At 72.2% G+C, this 20,969-nt stretch carries 19 protein-coding genes; 6 read left to right on the top strand and 13 right to left on the bottom strand.

Features of this window, described 5'->3' with window-relative positions:
- Nucleotides 1-27 precede the first annotated feature (27 nt).
- Nucleotides 28-1,647: an alpha/beta hydrolase gene (locus KME80_RS21640; RefSeq protein WP_246645345.1), complete on the top strand. Its 1,620-nt coding sequence runs from the start codon at nucleotides 28-30 to the stop codon at nucleotides 1,645-1,647.
- Here the strand turns inward: KME80_RS21640 and KME80_RS21635 are convergent.
- Nucleotides 1,634-3,661 carry an APC family permease gene (locus KME80_RS21635; RefSeq protein WP_219507762.1) on the bottom strand — a complete coding sequence of 676 codons (2,028 nt, stop codon included), beginning with the start codon at nucleotides 3,659-3,661 and terminating at the stop codon, nucleotides 1,634-1,636. The genes KME80_RS21640 and KME80_RS21635 overlap by 14 nt on opposite strands.
- Nucleotides 3,662-3,764: 103 nt before the next feature.
- Here KME80_RS21635 and KME80_RS21630 point away from each other — a divergent pair, with 103 nt between their 5' ends.
- Genes KME80_RS21630 through KME80_RS21620 form a run of 3 tightly spaced genes read left to right on the top strand, consistent with a single transcriptional unit; the run spans nucleotide 3,765 to nucleotide 5,398 of the window.
- Nucleotides 3,765-4,430, top strand: a complete 666-nt coding sequence (locus KME80_RS21630; protein ID WP_219507760.1) for a potassium channel family protein — start codon at nucleotides 3,765-3,767, stop codon at nucleotides 4,428-4,430.
- The gene (locus KME80_RS21625) at nucleotides 4,430-5,089 is read left to right on the top strand and encodes a potassium channel family protein (protein ID WP_219507758.1); all 660 of its coding nucleotides are present in this window, start codon (nucleotides 4,430-4,432) and stop codon (nucleotides 5,087-5,089) included. Before KME80_RS21630 ends, KME80_RS21625 begins: the two co-directional genes overlap by 1 nt.
- Before the next feature lie 3 nt (nucleotides 5,090-5,092).
- Nucleotides 5,093-5,398 (top strand): hypothetical protein, encoded by a 306-nt coding sequence (locus tag KME80_RS21620; RefSeq protein WP_219507756.1) that lies wholly within the window; start codon nucleotides 5,093-5,095, stop codon nucleotides 5,396-5,398.
- Here the strand turns inward: KME80_RS21620 and KME80_RS21615 are convergent.
- Genes KME80_RS21615 through KME80_RS21590 form a run of 6 tightly spaced genes read right to left on the bottom strand, consistent with a single transcriptional unit; the run spans nucleotide 5,376 to nucleotide 9,343 of the window.
- Nucleotides 5,376-6,044: a DUF3159 domain-containing protein gene (locus KME80_RS21615; RefSeq protein WP_308125869.1), complete on the bottom strand. Its 669-nt coding sequence runs from the start codon at nucleotides 6,042-6,044 to the stop codon at nucleotides 5,376-5,378. The two genes, KME80_RS21620 and KME80_RS21615, sit on opposite strands and share 23 nt — an antisense overlap.
- A gap of 4 nt (nucleotides 6,045-6,048) precedes the next feature.
- Entirely contained in the window at nucleotides 6,049-6,435 is a 387-nt protein-coding gene (locus tag KME80_RS21610) for an OB-fold nucleic acid binding domain-containing protein (RefSeq protein WP_049570465.1), read from the bottom strand.
- Between the two features lie 29 nt (nucleotides 6,436-6,464).
- On the bottom strand, nucleotides 6,465-7,103 hold the full coding sequence (locus KME80_RS21605) for a DUF3710 domain-containing protein (protein ID WP_308125868.1): 639 nt from the start codon (nucleotides 7,101-7,103) through the stop codon (nucleotides 6,465-6,467).
- A 34-nt stretch (nucleotides 7,104-7,137) separates the two neighbouring features.
- A complete protein-coding gene (dut, locus tag KME80_RS21600; RefSeq protein ID WP_219507754.1) occupies nucleotides 7,138-7,578 on the bottom strand; it encodes a dUTP diphosphatase in 441 nt (146 codons plus the stop codon).
- Nucleotides 7,575-8,129: a PaaI family thioesterase gene (locus KME80_RS21595; RefSeq protein ID WP_219507752.1), complete on the bottom strand. Its 555-nt coding sequence runs from the start codon at nucleotides 8,127-8,129 to the stop codon at nucleotides 7,575-7,577. The genes dut and KME80_RS21595 overlap by 4 nt, the downstream gene beginning before the upstream one ends.
- Nucleotides 8,130-8,140: 11 nt before the next feature.
- Complete coding sequence (locus tag KME80_RS21590; RefSeq protein ID WP_219507751.1) at nucleotides 8,141-9,343, bottom strand: AI-2E family transporter; 1,203 nt, start codon at nucleotides 9,341-9,343, stop codon at nucleotides 8,141-8,143.
- 90 nt (nucleotides 9,344-9,433) lie between these two features.
- Between KME80_RS21590 and KME80_RS21585 the strand changes: the two genes are divergently transcribed.
- Nucleotides 9,434-11,647 (top strand): DUF6351 family protein, encoded by a 2,214-nt coding sequence (locus tag KME80_RS21585; RefSeq protein WP_219507749.1) that lies wholly within the window; start codon nucleotides 9,434-9,436, stop codon nucleotides 11,645-11,647.
- A gap of 7 nt (nucleotides 11,648-11,654) precedes the next feature.
- Here the strand turns inward: KME80_RS21585 and valS are convergent, their stop codons facing one another.
- Nucleotides 11,655-14,156, bottom strand: a complete 2,502-nt coding sequence (valS, locus tag KME80_RS21580; RefSeq protein ID WP_219507748.1) for a valine--tRNA ligase — start codon at nucleotides 14,154-14,156, stop codon at nucleotides 11,655-11,657.
- Nucleotides 14,157-14,265: 109 nt separating this feature from the next.
- Between valS and KME80_RS21575 the strand changes: the two genes are divergently transcribed.
- On the top strand, nucleotides 14,266-14,550 hold the full coding sequence (locus KME80_RS21575) for a DUF4235 domain-containing protein (protein ID WP_219507747.1): 285 nt from the start codon (nucleotides 14,266-14,268) through the stop codon (nucleotides 14,548-14,550).
- On the opposite strand, the gene KME80_RS21570 is transcribed toward KME80_RS21575, so the two are convergent.
- From KME80_RS21570 to paaN, 5 genes are read right to left on the bottom strand one after another with little or no spacing between them, the layout of a single operon-like run.
- Nucleotides 14,483-15,916 (bottom strand): alpha,alpha-trehalose-phosphate synthase (UDP-forming), encoded by a 1,434-nt coding sequence (locus KME80_RS21570; protein WP_219507746.1) that lies wholly within the window; start codon nucleotides 15,914-15,916, stop codon nucleotides 14,483-14,485. The two genes, KME80_RS21575 and KME80_RS21570, sit on opposite strands and share 68 nt — an antisense overlap.
- Before the next feature lie 21 nt (nucleotides 15,917-15,937).
- Nucleotides 15,938-17,470: an FAD-dependent monooxygenase gene (locus tag KME80_RS21565; RefSeq protein ID WP_219507745.1), complete on the bottom strand. Its 1,533-nt coding sequence runs from the start codon at nucleotides 17,468-17,470 to the stop codon at nucleotides 15,938-15,940.
- Nucleotides 17,471-17,483: 13 nt separating this feature from the next.
- Nucleotides 17,484-18,443 (bottom strand): MBL fold metallo-hydrolase, encoded by a 960-nt coding sequence (locus KME80_RS21560; RefSeq protein WP_219507817.1) that lies wholly within the window; start codon nucleotides 18,441-18,443, stop codon nucleotides 17,484-17,486.
- The gene (locus KME80_RS21555) at nucleotides 18,440-19,249 is read right to left on the bottom strand and encodes a 3-hydroxyacyl-CoA dehydrogenase family protein (protein WP_219507744.1); all 810 of its coding nucleotides are present in this window, start codon (nucleotides 19,247-19,249) and stop codon (nucleotides 18,440-18,442) included. The genes KME80_RS21560 and KME80_RS21555 overlap by 4 nt, the downstream gene beginning before the upstream one ends.
- Nucleotides 19,246-20,889 carry a phenylacetic acid degradation protein PaaN gene (gene paaN, locus KME80_RS21550; protein ID WP_219507743.1) on the bottom strand — a complete coding sequence of 548 codons (1,644 nt, stop codon included), beginning with the start codon at nucleotides 20,887-20,889 and terminating at the stop codon, nucleotides 19,246-19,248. Before paaN ends, KME80_RS21555 begins: the two co-directional genes overlap by 4 nt.
- Between the last annotated feature and the right edge of the window lie 80 nt (nucleotides 20,890-20,969).

Below are 20,969 nucleotides of genomic sequence, written 5' to 3'. Positions count from 1 at the left end.
TCGTCAGTGGTTCGGGGGGACGCTGAGTTGTGGAAGCTGGGGTTCGGGGGGACTCTGCTCGGCACGCTGTTCTTCTGCGCGTCGCTGACGCCGTCGCTGCTGCCCCGGACGTGGCTCTACCAGGGGGTCATGGGCGCGGTCACGGCCGTGCTCGGCTACGCCGCCGGGGCCTCGGCGGGCGCGGTGTGGCGGGCGCTGGTGCGCCGCCGCCCGCCGGAGCGCTGGCGCAGGCCGGCCTGGCGGATCATGCTGACGGGCTGCGCGCTGCTGACCGCCGCCGCGCTGTGGTACAGCTACGACTGGCAGCGCGACCTGCGGGCCCTCATGGGCATGGACACCGCGATCACCTGGTTCCCGCCGGTCATCCTGGCGCTGGCCGCGGTGCTGTTCGCGCTGTTCCTCGGCCTGGCCCGGCTCGTCCGGCTCGGCGGGCGCAAGCTGATCGCCTGGCTCGACAGGTTCGTCCCGTTCTACGTGGGTCACGTGCTCGGGGTGCTGGTCGTCGGCTTCCTGGTGGCGGTGTTCGCCAACGACGTGCTGTTCTCCGGGTTCGTCCGGACGATGAGCGACATCTCGTCCGTGACCAACGCCACCACGCACCCGGGCGTCCACCGGCCGGCCTCCGCCTCGCTGTCCGGCGGCCCCGGGTCGCTGGTGAGCTGGGACTCCCTGGGCCGGGAGGGGCGCAGGTTCGTCGGCACGGCCACCACCCCGGCCCGGCTGCGGGAGTTCACCGGGCAGCCCGCCCGGCAGCCCATCCGCGTGTACGTGGGACTCGACACGACGGCCTCACCGCGTGACCAGGCGGCGCTGGCGGTGCGCGAGCTGGAGCGCACGGGCGCGTTCGACCGCGCGGTGCTGGCCGTGCTGGGCACCACCGGCACCGGCTGGGTCGACCAGGGCATGGCCGATCCGCTGGAGTACATGTACGGGGGCGACTCGGCCCTGGTCGCACTGCAGTACTCCTACCTGCCGAGCTGGGTGTCGTTCCTGGTCGACCAGAAGAAGGCGGCGCAGGCCGGGGCGGCGCTGTTCGACGCGGTGCGCTCCCGGTGGGAGCAGCTGCCCGCCGGCGACCGGCCCAAGCTGGTGGTCTCGGGCGAGAGCCTGGGCTCGTTCGCGCTGGAGAACGCCTTCCGCGACGTGGACGACCTGGCCGCCAGGACCGACGGCGCGCTGTTCGTCGGGCCGCCGAACGCCAACCCGATCTGGAACGAGGTCACCGCCGGCCGCGACCGGGGCAGCCCGCTGTGGCGGCCCGTCTACCAGGACGGCGTCACCGTCCGGTTCGCCCAGCGGCCCGGCGATCTGGAGCGGCCGCCCGGCCCGTGGAAGGAGCCCCGGGTCGTCTACCTGCAGAACGCCTCCGACCCGGTCGTGTGGTGGACGCCCCGGCTGATCTACGACCGGCCCGGCTGGCTGGAGGGGCCGCGCGGGCCCGGCGTCAACCCGCAGATGAACTGGTTCCCGCTGGTCACGTTCTGGCAGGTGCTGGTCGACATGACGGCGGGGCTGTCGGTGCCGCCCGGCCACGGCCACCGCTACGGCCCCAACATCGCCGACGGGTGGGCCGCCGTGGCCGCGCCGCCCGGGTGGAGCGAGGCCGACACCGCCAGGCTGCGCGGGCTGCTGCTCAGCGGTTCTTGACCCGCTCGCCGCCCGACCGCCGCGCCACGCCCGGCGCGTACTGCTCGGGGCGCCCGCGCAGCCGGTCGGAGGAGTGGAGCTGCCACGGCACGCTCGTCACCATGACGCCCGGCTTGAACAGCAGCCGCGCCTTCAGCCGGAACGCGCTCTGGTTGTGCAGCAGGTGCTCCCACCAGTGGCCGACCACGTACTCGGGGATGAAGACCGTCACCACGTCGCGCGGCGAGCGGCGGCGCACGGTCTTGACGTAGTCGAGGATCGGCTGGGTGATCTCCCGGTAGGGGGAGTTGAGCATCTTGAGCGGCACCGGGATGCCGCGCCGCTCCCACTCCTCCTGCAGCGCCCGCGCCTCCTTGCCCTCGACGCCGACCGTAATGGCCTCCAGCGTGGACGGCCGGGTGGCGCGGGCGTAGGCCAGGGCCCGCAGCGTCGGCTTGTGGATCTTCGAGACGAGCACGATGGCGTGGTTGCGGGCGGGCAGCGTCGACTCGTCGTACTCCTCGGTGATCTCCAGCTCGGCGGCGACGTTGTCGTAGTGGCGCCTGATGGCCTTCATCATGAGGAACAGGATCGGCATCGCGATGCACACGATCCACGCGCCGACCACGAACTTGGTGAGCAGCACCACCACGAGCACCAGCCCGGTCATGACCGCGCCGAAGAAGTTGATCGTGCGCGAGCGGTGCATCTGGTGGCGGGCCTTCAGGTCCTCCTCGGTCTTGAGCCGGCGGGTCCAGTGGATGACCATGCCGGTCTGGCTGAGCGTGAACGAGACGAAGACGCCGACGATGTAGAGGTTCAGCAGGCGGCTGACGTCGGCGTCGAAGCCCCACAGCAGCAGGCAGGCCATCAGGGCCAGGATGATGATGCCGTTGGAGAAGGCGAGCCGGTCGCCCCGGGTGTGGAGCTGGCGCGGCAGGTAGCGGTCCTGGGCGAGGATCGAGCCGAGCACCGGGAAGCCGTTGAAGGCGGTGTTGGCGGCCAGGAACAGGATGAGCGCGGTGACCCCGGAGATGACGACGAACGGCAGCGACCCGCCGCCGAAGACCGCGTCGGCCACCTGCGAGATGATCGGCTGCTGGTGGTAGCCGGGGCCGACCGGCGTGCCGTCGGGCCGCAGCAGGTCGGTGGCGGCCACCGACGGCTCGGCCACCTTGACCCCGGAGGCCAGGCCCAGCGCGATGATGCCGCCGAACATGCTGATCGCGATCAGGCCCATCATGAGCAGCGTGGTGGCGGCGTTGCGGCTCTTGGGCTTGCGGAAGGCGGGCACGCCGTTGCTGATGGCCTCGACGCCGGTCAGGGCCGCGCAGCCGGTGGAGAAGGCGCGCAGCACCAGGAACGCCGCCGCGAACATGGTCAGGTCGGTCTGCTCCGGCACGATGCCGAAGTCGGCGCTCGGCGCGCGCAGCTCCTCCTTCAGGAAGACGACCTCGAACCCGCCCACGGCGATCATGCCGAGCACCGCGATCATGAACGCGTACGTGGGGATCGCGAACGCGGCCCCCGACTCGCGCAGGCCGCGCAGGTTGACGACGGTGAGCAGGATGACGATCCCGATGGCCACGGCGGGCTTGTGCTGGGCCACGAACGGGATCGTCGCGCCCACGTAGTCGACGCCGTTGGCCACCGACACCGCGACCGTGAGCACGTAGTCGACCATGAGGGCGCTGGCCACGGTGAGCCCCGCGTTGGCGCCCAGGTTGGTGGTGGCCACCTCGTAGTCCCCGCCGCCGCTCGGGTAGGCGTGCACGTTCTGCCGGTAGGAGGCCACGACCGTCAGCATCACGACCACGACGGCGATCGCGATCCACGGGCTGTAGGCGTAGAACGAGACACCCGCCAGCGACAGGATGACCAGGATCTCCTGCGGCGCGTAGGCGACGGAGGAGAGCGCGTCGCTGGCGAACACGGGCAGGGCGATGCGTTTCGGCAGGAGTTGCTCGTGAAGCTGGCCGCTTCTCAGGGCCCGCCCCACGAGCAGGCGTTTGACAAGATCCGATGCTTTCGCCACGTTACGGAATGCTAGTCCTATGTGCCTGTGCCGCCGACGGGGCGCTCCCGGTGGACGCCATACTGGTGTCGAGCAACGGGCCGACCGCGGAGTGCGGGGGAGTATGCATATAGTGATCATGGGGTGTGGCCGGGTCGGATCGACCCTCGCGCACATCCTTGAGGACAACGGGCATTCGGTCGCGATCATCGACCGGGACCCGCAGGCGTTCCGCAGGCTGCGGGCCGGGTTCCGCGGCCGCCGGGTCACCGGCATCGGCTTCGACCGCGACGTGCTCACCGAGGCGGGCGTCGAGTCCGCCGCCGCGTTCGTGGCGGTCTCCAGCGGCGACAACTCCAACATCATCTCCGCCCGCGTGGCCCGCGAGACGTTCGGCGTCGACGACGTGGTGGCGCGCATCTACGACCCCCGGCGCGCCGAGGTCTACCAGCGGCTCGGCATCCCGACCGTGGCGACCGTGCGCTGGACCGCCGACCAGATCCTGCGCCGCGTCCTGCCCGAGGGGGCCGAGCCGCTGTGGCGCGACCCGACCGGCACCGTCGTGCTGGCCGAGGTGACGGTCAACCCGGCCTGGATCGGCACCCGCGTCGTCGACCTGGAGGCGCACGCCGGGGCCCGCATCGCCTTCCTCAACCGGATGGGCGAGGCCGTGGTCATCACCGGCACCACGATGGTGCAGGACGGCGACGTGCTGCACGTCATCGCCGCCGAGGACGACATGGACCGGATCAACCAGGTGCTGGCCGAGGCACCGGAAGAGGACGAGTGATGCGCGTCGCCATCGCCGGGGCCGGCGCCGTCGGCCGCTCCATCGCCGCCGAGCTCCTCGAGAACGGCCACGAGGTCCTGCTCATCGACGTCAACCCCAAGGCCATCAAGATCGACAGCGTGCCGCGCGCCGAGTGGCTGCTCGCCGACGCCTGCGAGATCGCCTCCCTCGACGAGGCCGGGCTCAGCAACTGCCACGTCGTCGTCGCCTCCTCCGGCGACGACAAGGTCAACCTCGTCGTGTCGCTGCTGGCCAAGACCGAGTACGGGGTGCCGCGCGTGGTCGCGCGCATCAACCACCCCAACAACGAGTGGCTGTTCAACGAATCGTGGGGCGTCGACGTCGCGGTCTCCACGCCGCGCCTGCTGAGCGCGCTCGTCGAGGAGGCGGTCAGCGTCGGCGACCTGGTGCGGCTGATGACGTTCCGCCAGGGGCAGGCCAACCTGGTCGAGCTCACGCTGGCCGACGACGCGCCGGTGGTGGGCCAGCGGGCCGGCACGGTGCCGTGGCCCACGGACTCGGCGCTGGTGGCGATCCTGCGCGAGGGCCGCGTCCTGGTGCCGACCGCCGACGACCCCCTGGAGGCGGGCGACGAGCTGCTGTTCGTGGCCAACCAGGAGGTCGAGCAGGAGCTCGCCCACCTGCTCTCCCAGCACTGACCCATGACGGCGCCCACGGAGGGCGGCGACGGGATCGACCGGGCCGGACGGCAGCGGCTGACGGAGTCCACCGGGCTGCGCCGCCGGATCGGCCACCTCGCGGGCGTGGCCGCCAACCAGGTGGGGCTCGTCCACCTGGCGATCGACGAGGGCGGCCCCCTTCGGCCCCCGCCCGCCTCCGGCCCCCACCACTCCGGCCCCGGTTTCTCCGGCCCGGGCCCGGAGAAGCCCGGGAATGGCGGAACCCGCCTCTCGTTCGAGAGACGGGTTCGCCGGGCGGAAGGGGTCAGGCCGGGGCGGGCGGGTTGAGCGGGGTGCGGCCGCGGCCGAGCACCCACACCATCGCGGCCAGCGCCGCCACCTGCAACGGCCAGCCCATGACGATCTTCGCGAAGCCGAGCGCCGCCACCGCCGGGTCGCCGCCGCCGAACAGGTAGACCGGAAGCTGCACGGCCACCCGCACCACGCACGGGATCATGAGCAGCCAGGTGAGCCGGGTGCAGAGCTTCACGATGCCGGGGTCCTTGTGCCACCCCACCGGGTCGTTGGTGACCGACCCGATGAGGAAGCCGACGACCGGCCACCGGGCGACGATCGAGACCAGCATCCCGACCGAGTAGGCGGCGTTCCACAGGATGCCGGGCAGGAAGTAGTCCTTCGCGTCACCGGTGCGGCTGGCGAAGAACGCGCCGATCGCGATGCCGATGAGACTGTTGATCACGAACTGCGGCGTGGACCGCTGCACGAGCCGCACCAGCAGCAGCGCCACCGCCAGCGTGATGCTGACGATCAGCGACAGCCGGAGCTGCTCGGTCGTGATCCAGGTCAGCGTGAAGGCGATCGTCGGCACCGCCGCCTCGATGATGCCGCGCACGCCGCCGAACGCCTTGGCGAGCTGGGCTCGCACCGCCGCCTCGACGGTGTCGTGGGCGGCTTCTCCGGCCTCAGCACTCACCTGATCAACTCCCTGGGCGCAGCTCGTATCGCGGATTGAACATCACCTTGCGGCCGTCCTGCATGCTGACCAGCCCTTCGGCCTTGACCGGCCGGCCCGGCTCGATCCCCGCGATCTTGCGGCGGCCGAGCCACACCAGGTCGATCACGTCGGAGCCGTCGTACAGCTCGGCCTCCAGGGCGGGGGCGCCGCCTCGCGGACGCAGGGTGACCGTCCGTAGCGTACCGGCTACGCAGAACCGGCGTCGGCCGCCACACGAGGCGATGGGCGTGGCGCCTGCCTCGTCGGCGCCCTCACGAAGCTCCTGTGCCTCCAGCTCGGACCGGCTCGTGGCCAGCCTGCTGAAGAAGGCCCGCAATCCTCCGCGTTTCGGAGGCTCTGCCGTACTCATGATGGTTCAGCCTATGTGATAAGGACGCGTCAGCGTATCTCGCTGATTTCGGGGCCGCGTTTGAACGGGTTCTGCTGCTGGGCCTCGGGCTGCTCGGCGACCGGCTGCTCGTTGGGGCGGCGCAGCGGGATCGATTCCTCGCGGGCCATCGGCTCGTCGCCGCGGACGACCACGACGTCCTTGACGAACTCGACGAACGCCTCCGCCACCGTGTCGTCGACCGCGGCGCGGCCGTTGATCACGGCGAGCAGGAACCAGCGGGGGCCGTCGATGCCCAGGTAGCGGGCCGGGCGGCTGCCGCCCTCGACGGGGATCTGCCCGGCCAGCTCGGGGCCGAACGGGCCCTCGCGCTCCTCCAGCGCCGGGGCGCTCGCCTTGATCTTGGTCCTGATCTCGTCCCACAGGCCCGAGCTCTTCGGCGCGGCCAGCGCCTGGAGCTGCAGCGAGCTCTCCTCCCACAGCGCGACCACGCCGACGTGCTGGTCCCCCACGGAGGCCAGCCGGACGTCGAAGGCCGGGTTGTGGGGCAGGCGCAGCCCGCCCAGGTCGGTGCGGTCATGGTCGGGGTGGGGCTCGTCGGCGTCCCACGGGCCGGATTCGCGCGCAGGGACGGCGGCGGTCTCCTCCGCCACCTGCTCCGGCTGCTCACGACGGCGACGTCGCAACACGTTGTCTCACTCTCCCTGATCTTGTCAGTGTCTTTCAGCGTCCGGTCGAACCGTGCCCGCCGGCGCCCCGAGCGGACTCCGGCAGGCTCTCCACCTCGCGGAAGGCCGCCCGCTCCACCCGCTGGAAGACGAGCTGGGCCAGCCGGTCGCCGCGGCGCAGCCGGAACGGCTCCTTCGCGTCGGTGTTGATCAGCGTGACCTTGACCTCACCCCGGTAGCCGGCGTCGACCGTGCCGGGCGCGTTCACCATCGTGATGCCGTGCCTGGCGGCCAGGCCGGAGCGGGGGTGGACGAAGGCCGCGTAGCCGTCGGGCAGCGCAATCGCCACGCCGGTGCGGATGACGGCCCGCTCCCCCGGCAGCAGCTCGGCGTCCTCGGCGGAGTAGAGGTCGGCGCCCGCGTCGCCGGGGTGGGCGTAGCGGGGCACCGGCAGCCCGGGGTCGAGGCGCTGGATGAGGACCTCCACCTCGGTCACGGGTTCACCTCGTAGTCCTGGTGCTCGGCGGCGATGGCCGCGAGGTCGCCGTGCTCGGCGAAGTGCGCCATGTCCACCTCGATGAACAGCGCCGCCGCGCGGACGGCGACCGGGCCGTCGGGGGCGCCCATGCGCCCCTCCGCCTCAAGGTACGCCTTGCGGCCCGAGATCCCGTTGCACCAGGCACGCAGGTGGAGTGTCGTGCCCACAGGAACGGGGAGGAGGTAGTCGGTCTCCAGCCGTCCCGTGACATAGGGCTTGTGGAACAGCCAGACGGACATTCCGATGACCTCGTCCATGGCGGCGGCGAGCACGCCGCCGTGCGCGAGCCGGGGCGCGCCCTGGTGCGCCTCCCCCACGGTGAACTCGGCCTCGACGGTGTTGCCGTCCGGGGTGACGGCGTTGATGTGCAGGCCGGTGGGGTGGTCGGCGCCGCAGCCGAAGCAGCGGCTGTAGTGGGAGCCGAGGGCGGCGCCGGGGCCGGGCGCGCCGGGGTGCGCCTTGGGCGGCTCGGCGCCGGGCGGCGGGGTGGTAACGGTGGAACGGGTCACGGGTGACGAGGCTACTCCGTGTCGGCACCGGCCCGGGTCGCGGCGGGGGAACGTCCCTGTTCCGGGGGATCATCCGTGGTCCCGTCCGTGGGCCCGTCCTGCGGTCCGTCCGGCGGGCCTGTCCCGGCGTCGCCCGCCGGGCGGGGCGGGGGCGGCAGCGAGGGCGGGTCGGAGCGCAGCTCGGGCAGCGCGCGGTAGATGACCGCCGCGATCGGCACCGCGACGACCGCGCCCGCGATGCCCGCCAGGATGCCGCCCACGGACAGCACGAGAATGATCGCCAGCGGGTGGAACCGCAGCGCCCGGCCGACGATCAGCGGCTGCAGCACGTGGTTCTCCAGCTGCTGCTCGATGACCAGGATGCCGACGAAGATGAGCGCGTAGACGATGCCCTTGGCGCCCAGCGTGACCAGGGTGGCGACGGTGCCGGCGAAGAAGATGCCGACGATCGGGATGAAGCTGGCGAAGAAGATGAGCACGGCCAGCGGCGCCCACAGCGGCACCCCCATGCCGGCCAGCACGATGCCCATGACGACGCCGTGCACGGCGGCCACCAGGACGCTGCCCTGCACGTAGTGCGACAGCGTGGTCCACGCGGCCCGCCCGGCCCGGTCGACGCGCGGCGACATCCCGCCGAACCCCTTGAGGAACCACGACCAGATCCGCTCGCCGTCCTTGAGCAGGAAGAACGTCACGAACAGCAGCAGCACGATGGAGGCGAGCACCTCGACGGCCACCGCCCCGGCGGACAGCACGGTGCCGGTGATGGCGTCGCGCTGGGCGTTGATCATCTTGACGACTTCGGCGACGTACGCGCTGATCTGCGCCTGCTCCAGGTGCAGCGGCCCGGTGGTGAGCCACTGCTGCACGTCGGCGACGGTGGCCTCGACCTGCTTGACCAGGTTGGGGAATTCCTCGGTGGCGCGCACGCCGACCAGCCAGCCGGTGCCCACCAGCACGGCCAGCGCGGCGAGCATGGTGAGCCAGGTGGCCCAGATGGGCCGCAGCCCGGCCTCGCGCAGGCTGCGGGTCAGCGGGAAGAGCAGCGCGGTCAGCAGCAGCGCGATCGCGACGGGCAGCGCCACGAAGCTGAGCCGGGCGATCACCTGGACGAAGAAGTAGACGACCACGCCGACGAGGACCAGGCACAGGCACCACGCGGCCATGCGGGCGAGCACGGGGGGCACGAGTTTGGTGGGTCGGTCGGTCAGCACGTTTCAAGACTGGCACGCCGGAGCCGAGGATGCGCGCGGTTAAAAGTTCGGGCCTGGGCAAGGCGGGACCGCCGTGTCACCGTCATGGTCATGAATCCAGTCGGGGTCGTGCGGCCGGTCCGGGTCATGAGGGCGGGCGGGGTCGTGAAGGCGGGCGCGATCACGCTCGCGGTCGTCCTGGGGCTCACGGCGGTCCCGGCCTCCCCGGCGCAGGCGGGCGGGGGCGGGGTCTCGGTCGAGGTGCTCTCCAGCCGGGCCGACCAGGTCAGCGGCGGTGACGCCCTGGTCCGGGTACGGGTGCCGCGCGGCGAGCGGCCGCGGGTGCTGCGTGACGGCGCCGACGTCAGCGCGGCCTTCCGGGCCGACCCGGGCGGGCGCACGTACACGGGCCTGGTGACGGGGCTGGCGGCCGGGACGGGCACGATCACCGCGTACGCGGGCCGGCACCGTGACTCGCTGCGGGTGCGCAACCACCCGATCTCCGGCCCGATCTTCTCCGGCGAGCACCAGTACCCGTTCGTGTGCAAGACGGAGCGGAGCGGGCTCGGCCCGCCCGTGGCGGACAACCGGGACGGTCAGGGCATGGGGGTGGCGGGCGGCTGGAGCCGCGACTGCTTCGCGCCCCCGGTCACCGACCGCCTCTACCGCTCGACTGGCGGCGCGTTCAAGCCGATGCCGCCGCAGGGCCGCCCGGCGGACCTGGCGACGACCACGACGCTGGACGGCCGGACGGTCGACTTCGTGGTGCGGCGCGAGCGCGGCGTGATCAACCGGTTCGTCTACTCGATCGCGGCGCTGGAGGACGGCTACACCGGCCGGGCGGTCTACCAGTTCGACGGCGGCGTGGCGATCGGCCACGACCAGGGCACGCTCGGCTCCGGGGCGCTGGACCCGTACGGGCTGGGCAAGGGGTACGCGATCCTGCACTCGTCGGGCACCCGCACCTCGACCCACTACAACCTGATCCTGGGCGGCGAGACGGCGCTCATGGTCAAGGAGCGCTTCGTCGAGACGTACGGGGTGCCGCTGTACACGGTGGGCGTGGGCGGCTCGGGCGGCGGCATCCAGCAGTACATCTACGGGCAGAACCACGGGAACCGGATCATCGACGCGGCCATCGCCCAGTATTCCTATCCGGACATGGTCACCCAGACCATCCACGTGGGCGACTGCGAGCTGCTCGAACGGTACATGGACGGCAACCCGCGCTGGGCCCGCTGGGAGGACCGCACCGCGCTCATCGGCATGAACGCGAGCGACACGGTGGTGAACCCGTTCACCGGCAAGCCCGGCTCGGACGAGTGCGTGACCGGCTGGCGCGGCCTGACCCCGCTGGCCATGAACCCGCGGTGGACCGACGACGACGCTCCGGAATGGGAGCGGACGGACCCGCCGGGCGTCAAGGAGAGCGTCCAGTGGACGCACTGGGACGACCTGCGCAAGGTGTACGGGGTGGACGCCGCCGGGTACGCCCGCTCGGCGTGGGGCAACGTGGGCGTCCAGTACGGGCTGAAGGCGCTCACGGACGGCGTGATCACGCCCGCGGAGTTCCTGGACGTGAACGCGAAGGCGGGCTCGTGGAAGGAGCAGGCCGACATGGTGCAGGAGGGGTGCCCGTTCACCCCGCCGGCCTGCCCCGGCGACGTCGACCTGTGGAGCGCGCGCAACATGAACCTGGGCGACCCGGCGCCGCGCCGCGCGCCCGACCCGGTGGCGGTCAGGAACGTGCTGCGCAGCGGCCTGGTGTTCGGCGGCGACATCGACATCCCGGTGATCGACTGGCGGCCGTACCTGGAGGAGCGGCTGAACATGCACAACGCCCACCAGTCGTTCGCCACGCGCAAGCGCATGCTGGACCACGACGGCCGGGCGGGCAACCAGGTCATCTGGTTCACCGACGCCCGGCCCGAGCCGCGCTCCGACGCGACGCCCGAGGCGCTGGCCGTGATGGAGGAGTGGCTGACCGCGATCCGGGAGCGGCCGTGGCGCGGCGTGACGGGCAACAGGCCCGCCGGGGCGGTGGACCGCTGCTTCGCCGTGGACGGCACGCAGATCGCGGCCGGGCCGCACGTGTGGGACGGCGTCCTGGACCGGCGGGAGCCGGGGGCGTGCACGAAGGCGTTCCCGCTCTACTCGACCTCCCGCGTGGTGGCGGGCGGGCCGATCGAGGGCGGCGTCTACGCGTGCCGGCTCCAGCCGGTGTCGAGGGCGATCGCCCGCGGCCTCTACGGCGCGTGGACGCCCTCGGCGGCCGAACGCGCCCGCCTGGAGCAGATCTTCCCGACGGGCGTGTGCGACTACTGAACAGCGACTACGGGACGGCGGCTACGGCCGGGGAGCCGAGCAGGACCTCGACGGTGTGGCTCTCACCCTGCTCCAGGACGAACTCCTCGACCGCGCCCGCCCCGCACAGGTCGTCCTGGGCGAGCCGGATGAGGGCGGCCTGCGGCGAGGTGACGGTGAGCCGGGACACCTCGGCCCGCATCGACGCCTTGGCCTCGGACTTGGCCTTGCGGACCTGGCGCAGCACCTGGGAGGCGGCCTCCAGCACGGCGGGGTCGCCGCCCGGCTGCCCCGCCTCGGGCCAGGCGGCCCGGTGGACCGAGCCGTCACGCCACCACGACCACACCTCCTCGGTGACGAACGGCAGGAACGGCGCGAACAGCCGCAGCAGCACGTCGAGCGCCTGCCGCAGCGCCTCGTGCGCCGACGCCGCCGCCGCGCCTTCCTCGTACGCCCTGGCCTTGACCAGCTCCAGGTAGTCGTCGCAGAACGTCCAGAAGAACCGCTCGACGGCCTCCAGCGCCCGCGTGTGCTCGTAGGCGGTGAACGCCTCGGTGGCCTCGCGGACGGTGGCGGACAGGGCGGCGAGCATCGACAGGTCGAGCGGCTCGGTGATCTCGCCGCCGCCCTCGCCGAGCCCGAGCACGAACTTGGACGCGTTGAGGATCTTGATGGCCAGCCGCCGGCCGATCTTGAGCTGCCCGGCGTCGAACGCGGTGTCGACGCCGTAGCGGCCGCCCGCCGCCCAGTAGCGGACCGCGTCGGAGCCGTGCTGCTCCAGCAGGTCCATCGGGGTGACCACGTTGCCCTTGGACTTGGACATCTTCTTACGGTCGGGGTCGAGGATCCAGCCGGAGATCGCCACGTCGCTCCACGGCGTGCTGCCGAACTCCAGGTGGGAGCGGACCACGGTGGCGAACAGCCAGGTGCGGATGATCTCGTGCGACTGCGGGCGCAGGTCGGCCGGGAAGACCCGCCGGAACAGGTCGTCGTCGGTCTCCCAGCGGCCCGCGATCTGCGGCGTGAGCGACGAGGTGGCCCAGGTGTCCATCACGTCGGGGTCGGCCATGAACCCGCCGGGCACGCCGCGCTGGTCCTCGGTGTAGCCCGGCGGGGTGTCGGACGACGGGTCGATCGGCAGCGACTCCTCGGGCGGCGTGATCGGCTCGTCGTAGACCGGCTGCCCGGCCTCGTCGAGCCGGTACCACACCGGGAACGGCACGCCGAAGAAGCGCTGCCGGGAGATCAGCCAGTCGCCGGACAGGCCCTGCACCCAGTTGTCGTAGCGGACCCGCATGTGCGGCGGGTGCCACTCCAGCTCGCGCCCGCGCTCCAGCAGCCGCTCGCGCAGCGCCTCGTCGCGCCCGCCGTTGCGGATGTACCACTGCCGGGTGGTGACGATCTCCAGCGGCTTGTCGCCGCGCTCGTAGAACTTCACCGTGCGCTGCACCGGGCGCGGGTCGCCGTCGAGGTCGCCGGACTCGCGCAGCAGCTCCACGATCCGCTCGCGGGCGCTGTGGACGGTCTTGCCGGCCAGCTCCTTGTACGGGCCGGGCTCGACGCCCTCCGGGGGCTCGGGCAGCAGCCGGCCGTCCCAGCCGATGACCGGGCGGGTCTCCAGGTTGAGCTCGCGCCACCAGGTCACGTCGGTGATGTCGCCGAACGTGCAGATCATCGCGATGCCGGAGCCCTTGTCCGGCTCGGCCAGGTGGTGGGCCAGGATCGGCACCTCGACGCCGAACAGCGGCGACAGCGCCGACGTGCCGAACAGCGGCTGGTAGCGCTCGTCGTCGGGGTGGGCGACCAGCGCCACGCAGGCGGGGATCAGCTCGGGCCGGGTCGTCTCGATCCAGACCGGGCCCTTCTCGCCGTAGAAGGAGATCCGGTGGAAGGCGCCGGGCCACTCCCGGTCCTCCAGCTCGGCCTGGGCGACGGCGGTGCGGTAGCTGACGTCCCACAGGGTGGGCGCCTCGGCCAGGTAGGCCTCGCCGCGCGCCAGGTTGCGCAGGAACGCCCGCTGCGACACGCGCCGCGAGTCGTCGCCGATCGTGGTGTAGAGCAGCGACCAGTCGACCGACAGGCCGACGCGCCGCCACACCTCCTCGAACGCCTGCTCGTCGATCTCGGTCAGCTTGTGGCACAGCTCCACGAAGTTGCGCCGCGAGATGGAGATCTCCCGCTTGCCCGGCTTGTCCGGCGGAGTGAAGCCGGGGTCGTAGGGCAGGGACGGGTCGCAGCGCACGCCGTAGACGTTCTGCACCCGCCGTTCGGTCGGCAGGCCGTTGTCGTCCCAGCCGATGGGGTAGAACACCGACTTGCCCAGCATGCGCTGGTGACGGGCCATGATGTCGGCGTGGGTGTAGGAGAAGACGTGACCGACGTGCAGCGAGCCGGAGACGGTGGGCGGCGGCGTGTCGATCGCGTAGACCCGCTCACGCGGGCTCGTGCGGTCGAAGCGGTAGGTGCCCTGCTCGTCCCAGCGGGCTACCCATACCTGCTCCAAGCCGTCGAGAGTCGGTTTCTCGGGCATGAGGGCATGGCGTAGTCGCTGCTGAGTCATGCCTCCTTATGGTACGGCTTGGCGGGCGCAGAAGCGGTAGAGACTAGTGTTCGTTACAAAGGGGAAGGGAGAAGGTCGGATGGCTGATGACAAGCCCGATGTCGCCTGGCGGGTGGTCGGCGGTCTGGTGGGGCTGGTGACCGCGTGGGCGGCCAGGAAGCTCCTCGGCTACGCCTGGGTCAAGGCGACGGGCAAGGAGCCTCCTGTCGATCCCGACTCGCCCGAGGTCAACATGGGTGAGGCGATCGGCTACGCGGTCGTGATGGGCGTGGGCATGTCGGTGGCGCAGATCGTGGTCAACCGGACCGCCAAGAAGCGCTATGACTCGTGGCGGGCTCTGAAGCAGGCGTCTCCAAAGCTGTGAGAAACTCGCTGGCCCAGCGGTCCACGTCGTAGGTGGCGACCCGGCGGCGCATCGTGCGCATGCGCCGGGCCAGCTCGTGCGGCGTGGCCCGCATCGCGGCCAGCATCTGGCGCTTGACGTCCTCGACGTCGTACGGGTTGACCAGGTAGGACTGGCGCAGCTCGTCGGCCGCCCCGGCGAACTCGCTGAGCACCAGCGCGCCGCTCAGGTCGTGGTGGCAGGCGACGTACTCCTTGGCCACCAGGTTCATCCCGTCGCGCAGCGGCGTGACCACCATGACGTCGGCGGCCAGGTAGAGCGCGGCCAGCTCCTGCTTGCCGTAGGACTGGTGGAAGTACTGGATCGGCTGGCCGCCGAAGACCGCGTTCTCCCCGTTGATCCGGCCCACCTGCAGCTCGATGTCGTCGCGCAGCCGCCTGTACTCCTCGACCCGTTCGCGGCTCGGGGTGGCGATCTGCACGAACGTCGCCTCGCCGGGGGCGATGCGGCCGTCCTTGAGCAGCTCGCCGAACGCCTCCAGGCGCTGGCCGATGCCCTTGGTGTAGTCGAGCCGGTCCACGCCCAGCAGCACGTGCTCGGGGTCGCCCAGCTCGGCCCTGATCTCCTTGGCCCGGGAGATGATGTTCGGCTCGCGGACGAGGGAGTCAAGCTCGCCGAAGTCGACGGAGATCGGGAACGCCTGCGTGGTGACGACCCGGTCCTCCAGGAAGATCTCGTTCCCCTTGTACGGGACGCCGAGCAGCCGGCGGCACAGGCGGCGGAAGTTGGAGGCGCCGCCGGGCAGTTGGAAGCCGACCAGGTCGGCGCCGAGCAGCCCTTCGACGAGCTCCCTGCGCCACGGCAGCCGCCAGAACAGCTCGACCGGCGGGAACGGGATGTGCAGGAAGAACCCGATGCGCAGGTCGGGCCGGAGCTTGCGCAGCATGGCGGGCACGAGCTGGAGCTGGTAGTCCTGCACCCAGACGACGGCGCCCTCCTCGGCTGCCTCGGCCGCGGCGGCGGCGAAGCGCTCGTTGACGGCGCGGTAGGTCTCCCACATGGGCCGCTCGAAGATCGGCGGCGCGACCACGTCGTGGTAGAGCGGCCAGAGCGTGGCGTTGGAGAAGCCCTCGTAGTAGAGCTCGACCTCCTCGGCCGACAGCGGCACCGGGATCAGGCTCATGCCGTCCTGCTCGAAGGGTTCCAGCTCCTCGTCGGCCGCGCCGTGCCAGCCGAGCCAGGCGCCGTGGCGGCGCTGCATGACCGGCGCGATGGCGGTGACCAGCCCGCCGGGGCTTCTGCGCCACGAGGCCGTTCCGTCCGGGTCGACGGTCCGGTCCACCGGCAACCGGTTCGCGACGATCAGAAACGAACTACGGCCAACCACCCGAGATCTCCTCCCAAAGGCTCATTGGTACGCGAGACGCGACGCGCGTCTCACGGCGTCCGCCACCGTCTCGGGCCCCGCGTGGGGGATGATCGCGGCGATGTGGGCATCCGGCCTGATCAGCCATGCTTCGCCAGGTCCAGCGCCGAGCCTCTCAGCGAGCGTGCCGGTCCCGTCCATCTCCGCGAGCTCGCGTACGGCGAGCGGCGCCAAGGTGACCTTGCCCAAGACCTGGGCAAACAAACCCGAATCGCACATTTCACCCAGGAGTACCAGGAATCCATCGCGGCAGTGCTCGCGCAGGCGTCCCCCGGGCAGCGGCACGTCCGGCACGATCACTCCCGGCGCGGGCTCGCACGGCGATCCCCTGGGTGGCCGGCCCCGGAACGGACGGGTGGGCTCGGGCGTGGTGAGCGGCGAGTCCACGTACCAGAACGGCTCGGCGAACCGGCCGGAGTCGACCTGCTCGGGCCGCCCGCTGGCGAGCGCCGCGCGCCGCCGGGCCCGCTCCTCCTCAGTGCGGGGCGCCAGGAAGCGCATGGTGGCGCCGGTCACCTCCAGGTTCTCCAGCGCCGCCGCGTGCCGCTCGGCGTGGTAGCTCTCCAGCAGTTCCTCCGGCGCCCACCCGTGGAGGACGAAGGCCAGCTTCCAGGCCGCGTTCTCGGCGTCGGGCACGCCCGAGTTGAGGCCGCGCGCCCCGAACGGCGCCACCAGGTGCGCGCAGTCGCCCGCGAGCAGCACCCGCCCGGCCCGCATCCGGGAGGCCACCCGCGCGTGGAAGCGGTAGGTCGACTGCCACAGCAGCTCGTGGTCGCGCCCGCCGATCACCTGCCGGATCCGCCTGTCCACCTCCTCCGCGGACGGAACGTGGTCCGGCGGGATCTGCCAGTCGATCCGGTACGACGACCCCGGGCACGGATGGACGAGCACCTGCCGACCCGGGTTCCACTCGGGGTCGAAGTGGAAGCGGCGCTCGTGCTCCCAGCCCGGCAGGTCGGCCCGGATGTCGCAGATGAGGAACTGGTCGTCGAACGTCTCCCCCTCGAACGTGACGCCGAGCGCCCGCCGCAGCTCCTGCGCCCGCGCCCCCGCGCACACGACCGCGTACGGGGCGCGCAGGACGCGCTCGCCGCACCGCACGGTGACGCCGCCACTGTCCTGCTCGATCCCGGTCACCCGGTGGCCCCAGCGCACCTCGATCAGCGGCTGCGCGGCGATGGCCTCGTCGAGGATCTCCTCGGTGCGGGCCTGGGAGATGTTCACGCACGGCGGCAGCGGGCCCTGGCCGCCGAACGTCCAGGAGAACAGCTCCTCGCCCCGGTAGTAGGTGCGGGCGGTGGTCCACGCCAGTCCCTCCTCGGCGATGCGCCCGGCGCCCGCGGCGGCCCAGATGTCGAGCACGTCACGCTGCTGGCAGATGGACCTCGACCCGGTGGCGTCGCGCCGCTCGCGCTGGTCGAGCACGAGCACCGGCACGCCCCAGCGGGCCAGCAGCAGCGCCGCGCTCTGCCCGACCGGGCCCGCGCCGACGACGATGACCTGCGGCTCGGCCAACGAGAGGCTCCCTTCAGGACTGCAACTGGGCCCAGACCTGCCGGTCGCGCTCGGCGGTCCACACGCGCGGGCGCGTCACGCCGTCCAGCTCGTCCCACAGCCGGGAGACGTTGAACGGCAGGCAGTGCTCGAAGATCGGCCAGGAGCCGTAGCGGGGGGCGAGCGCCCGGTGCACGGCCTCGAAGGCGTCCTTGAGCGTGCCGCCGCGCTCGCGGACCCGCCCGGTCTCGGCGAGCATGACGGCCAGGAAGTCGCGGGTCTGCCCGATCGCCGCGTCCACCTCGGCCTTGCCGCGCGCCACCGCTCCCCTGCCGCCGACCAGCGTCGTCGCGCCGAACGAGGCGACCCGGTCCAGCGTCGGCCCGGCCCAGTCGCGGTGGAAGGCGTCGCCGGTGTAGAGGGCGGCCTGCGACTCGACCAGGTCGCCGGCGAACAGCACGCCCTGCCGGGGCAGCCACGCCACCAGGTCGCCCTCGGTGTGGCCGCGCCCGCAGTAGTGCAGCTCCACCCGGCCCCGGTCGCCGCCGAGCTCGATCGTCATCCGGTCGCCGAACGTCACCGTGGGCCTGGTCAGGCCGGGGATCGACGCCGGGTCCTTGAACAGCCGGGGCATCCGCCCGTACTCGCTGGCCCAGTCCTGCTCGCCGCGCTCCTCGATCAGCTCGGCGGTCTTCTCGTGGGCCACGATCGCGTCGGCGCCGAACGCCGAGGCGCCCAGCACCCGGACCGCGTGGTAGTGCGACAGGACCAGGTAGCGCACCGGCTTGTCGGTGCGCTCGCGCAGCAGGGCGAGCCATTCGCGGGCCGCCACGGGGGTCGCCATGGCCTCGAAGCAGACCAGGAAGTCCTCGCCCTCGACGGCGCCGACGTTGGGGTCGCCCTCGGCGGTGAGCGCGTGGACGCCGCCGCCCAGGTCCTCGAAGCTGCGCTGCTTGTCCTCCAGGTCCGCCGAGGAGGCGAACGGCCTGCTCACCACGTGTAGAACCCCTTCCCGCTCTTGCGCCCGAGCCTGCCCTCGGCGACCATCTCGCGCAGCAGCCGGGGCGGTTCGAAGCGCGGGCCCAGCCGGGCGTGCAGGTAGTCGGCGATGGCCAGCCGCACGTCCAGGCCCACCAGGTCGCCGAGCTTGAGCGGCCCCATCGGGTGGTTGTAGCCGAGCGTCATGGCGGTGTCGATGTCCTCGGCCGAGGCGACGCCCTCCTCGACCATGCGGATGGCCTCCAGGCCGAGCAGCACGCCCAGCCGGCTGGTGGCGAAGCCGGGCGAGTCGTTGACGACGACGCTCGTCTTGCCCAGCCGCTCGGCGCAGGCGCGGGCCAGGTCGAGGGCGGCGGGCTCGGTGGCGGCGGTGACGACGATCTCCACCAGCCGCTGCACCGGCACCGGGTTGAAGAAGTGCAGGCCGAGGAAGCGGCCGGGCCGCTCCAGCCCGGCCGACAGCTCGGTGACCGACAGCGAGCTGGTGTTGGTGGCCAGCACCGCGCCGGGCCCCAGCCGTGACTCGGCCTCGCCCAGCACTACGGCCTTGAGCGCCGGGTCCTCCGGCACGGCCTCGACGACGAGGTCGGCGTCGGCCGGGACCGGCCCGAAGGCCAGCCGCTCCAGCGCCCGCGCCCGGCTGCCGCCGCCGCGCGACTCGGCCACGCCGAGCCCGTGGACGATCCGCTCGCGGGCGGCGTCGGCCTGCGGCTCCTGCACGGTGACGGTGTCGCCGGCGGCCAAGAACACCTGCGCGATCCCGGCCCCCATGCGGCCGCCGCCGATGACGCCGATCCTCATGAGGCGGGGCGGCGCGACTGGACGACGTGGAAGCGGCCGGCGACGTAGCCGGGGTCGGTGAGCGAGGCGGTGGCGGCCGGGTTGGCGCCGCTGCCGTGGTAGTCGGAGAAGGCGGCCGACTGGTTGACGAACACGCCGCCGGTGAGGTTGCACGACAGGTTGACGCCCGCGTCGAGCGCGGCCCGCTCGGCCTGCTCCAGCACGTCCTCCGAGGTGGAGTAGACCGACGCGGTGAGCGCGCCGCGCTCGGCGATCGTGCGGCGCAGCAGGTCGAGGCTCGCGGCGGTGGAGTCGGTCGGGACGACGAACGAGATCGGCCCGAAGTGCTCGCGCCCGAAGACGTCGGCCCGCTCGGGCCCGACGCGGACGATCGCCGGGGTGCGCACCACCGCGTCGGGGAACGCAGGATGCTTGATCGCCCGCGACGCGAGGACCGGCTCGCCCAGCTCCGGCGCCTGCTCGACCCTGGCCAGCACGTCCGGGTTGACGATCGCGCCGGTCAGCTCGACGGCCTTGGCGTCGTCGCCGAGCAGCCGGTCGACCGCCGCGGCCAAGCCCCGGGCGACCTCGTCGAAGCTCTTGTGCCCCTCGTCGGTGTCGATGCCGCCGGCGGGGACCAGGATGTTCTGCGGCGCGGTGCACATCTGCCCGCTGTAGAGCGACAGCGAGAACGCGAGGTTGGCGAGCATGCCGCGCCAGGAGCCGGTCGAGTCGACGACGACGGTGTTGACCCCGGCCTTCTCCGTGTGGACGAGCGCCTGCCCGGCGTTGCGCTCCAGCCAGTCGCCGAACTCGGTGGAGCCGGTGAAGTCGACCACCCGCACCCGGGGATCGGTGGCCAGCTCGACGGCCAGGCCCCTGCCCTCCTCGACGGCGAGCTGCACCAGGGCCGGGTCGAAGCCCGCCTCGGCCAGCACCTCGCGGGCCACGCCCACGCTGATGGCCAGCGGCAGGATCGCCCGGGGGTGCGGCTTGACGACGACGGGGTTGCCGGTGACCAGCGAGGCGAACAGCCCCGGGTAGGCGTTCCAGGTCGGGAACGTGTTGCAGCCGATGACCAGCGCGACCCCGCGCGGCACCACGGTGAACCGCTTGTCCATCACGACCGGCTCGCCCTTGCCCGGCTTCTCCCAGCGGGCCGTGGCGGCCGACGCCGTCATGGCGGCGTAGCCGTACGCGATCGCCTCCAGCGCGCGGTCCTGCGCGTGCGGGCCGCCCGCCTGGAAGGCCATCACGAACGCCTGCCCGGTCGTGTGCTGCACCGCGTGGGCCAGCTCGAAGCTGCGCTCGTTGATCCGGCGGACGATCTCCACGCAGGCCAGCGCGCGGGCCTCGGGGCCGGCGTCGCGCCAGGCGGGCATGGCCGCCCGCGCGGCGTCGAGCAGTTCGCCGGCGGGCGTGCGCGGGTAGGTGACACCCAGGTCGATCCCGTACGGCGAGCGCTCGGCGCCGATCCGCTCGCCGGGCTGCTCCAGCGGGAACGGCTTGCCGAGCAGGCTGTCGAACGCCTCCTTGCCCCGCTCGGCCGCGCCCTCGCCGTAGACGCGGGGGCTCGGCGACTCGGGGTAGGCGCTCCAGTAGGCGCGCCGGGCGACGGCGGTCAGGGCCTGGTCCAGGGTTTCGCGGTTGCGTTCGAACATCGTTGTTCACCCTCTTGACAGGGAACGACCGGACGGTTGAGTGTTTACCGAACATTCGGTCAGTTGACAAGGAAGACTTG

The organism is Nonomuraea ceibae (assembly GCF_019396325.1).
GTDB classification, from domain to species: domain Bacteria; phylum Actinomycetota; class Actinomycetes; order Streptosporangiales; family Streptosporangiaceae; genus Nonomuraea; species Nonomuraea ceibae.
Note: the sequence above shows the minus strand (reverse complement) of the source record. Positions and strands in the feature narration are given on the sequence as shown.

Bases quoted from the DNA above. Each gene is read 5' to 3' on its own strand.
- paaN (WP_219507743.1), bottom strand. From the start codon at position 20,889: ATGTTCGAACGCAACCGCGAAACCCTGGACCAGGCCCTGACCGCCGTC.
- KME80_RS21625 (WP_219507758.1), top strand. From the start codon at position 4,430: ATGCGCGTCGCCATCGCCGGGGCCGGCGCCGTCGGCCGCTCCATCGCC.
- valS (WP_219507748.1), bottom strand. From the start codon at position 14,156: ATGCCCGAGAAACCGACTCTCGACGGCTTGGAGCAGGTATGGGTAGCC.
- KME80_RS21585 (WP_219507749.1), top strand. From the start codon at position 9,434: ATGAATCCAGTCGGGGTCGTGCGGCCGGTCCGGGTCATGAGGGCGGGC.
- KME80_RS21630 (WP_219507760.1), top strand. From the start codon at position 3,765: ATGCATATAGTGATCATGGGGTGTGGCCGGGTCGGATCGACCCTCGCG.
- KME80_RS21555 (WP_219507744.1), bottom strand. From the start codon at position 19,249: ATGAGGATCGGCGTCATCGGCGGCGGCCGCATGGGGGCCGGGATCGCG.
- KME80_RS21610 (WP_049570465.1), bottom strand. From the start codon at position 6,435: ATGAGTACGGCAGAGCCTCCGAAACGCGGAGGATTGCGGGCCTTCTTC.
- KME80_RS21575 (WP_219507747.1), top strand. From the start codon at position 14,266: ATGGCTGATGACAAGCCCGATGTCGCCTGGCGGGTGGTCGGCGGTCTG.
- KME80_RS21620 (WP_219507756.1), top strand. From the start codon at position 5,093: ATGACGGCGCCCACGGAGGGCGGCGACGGGATCGACCGGGCCGGACGG.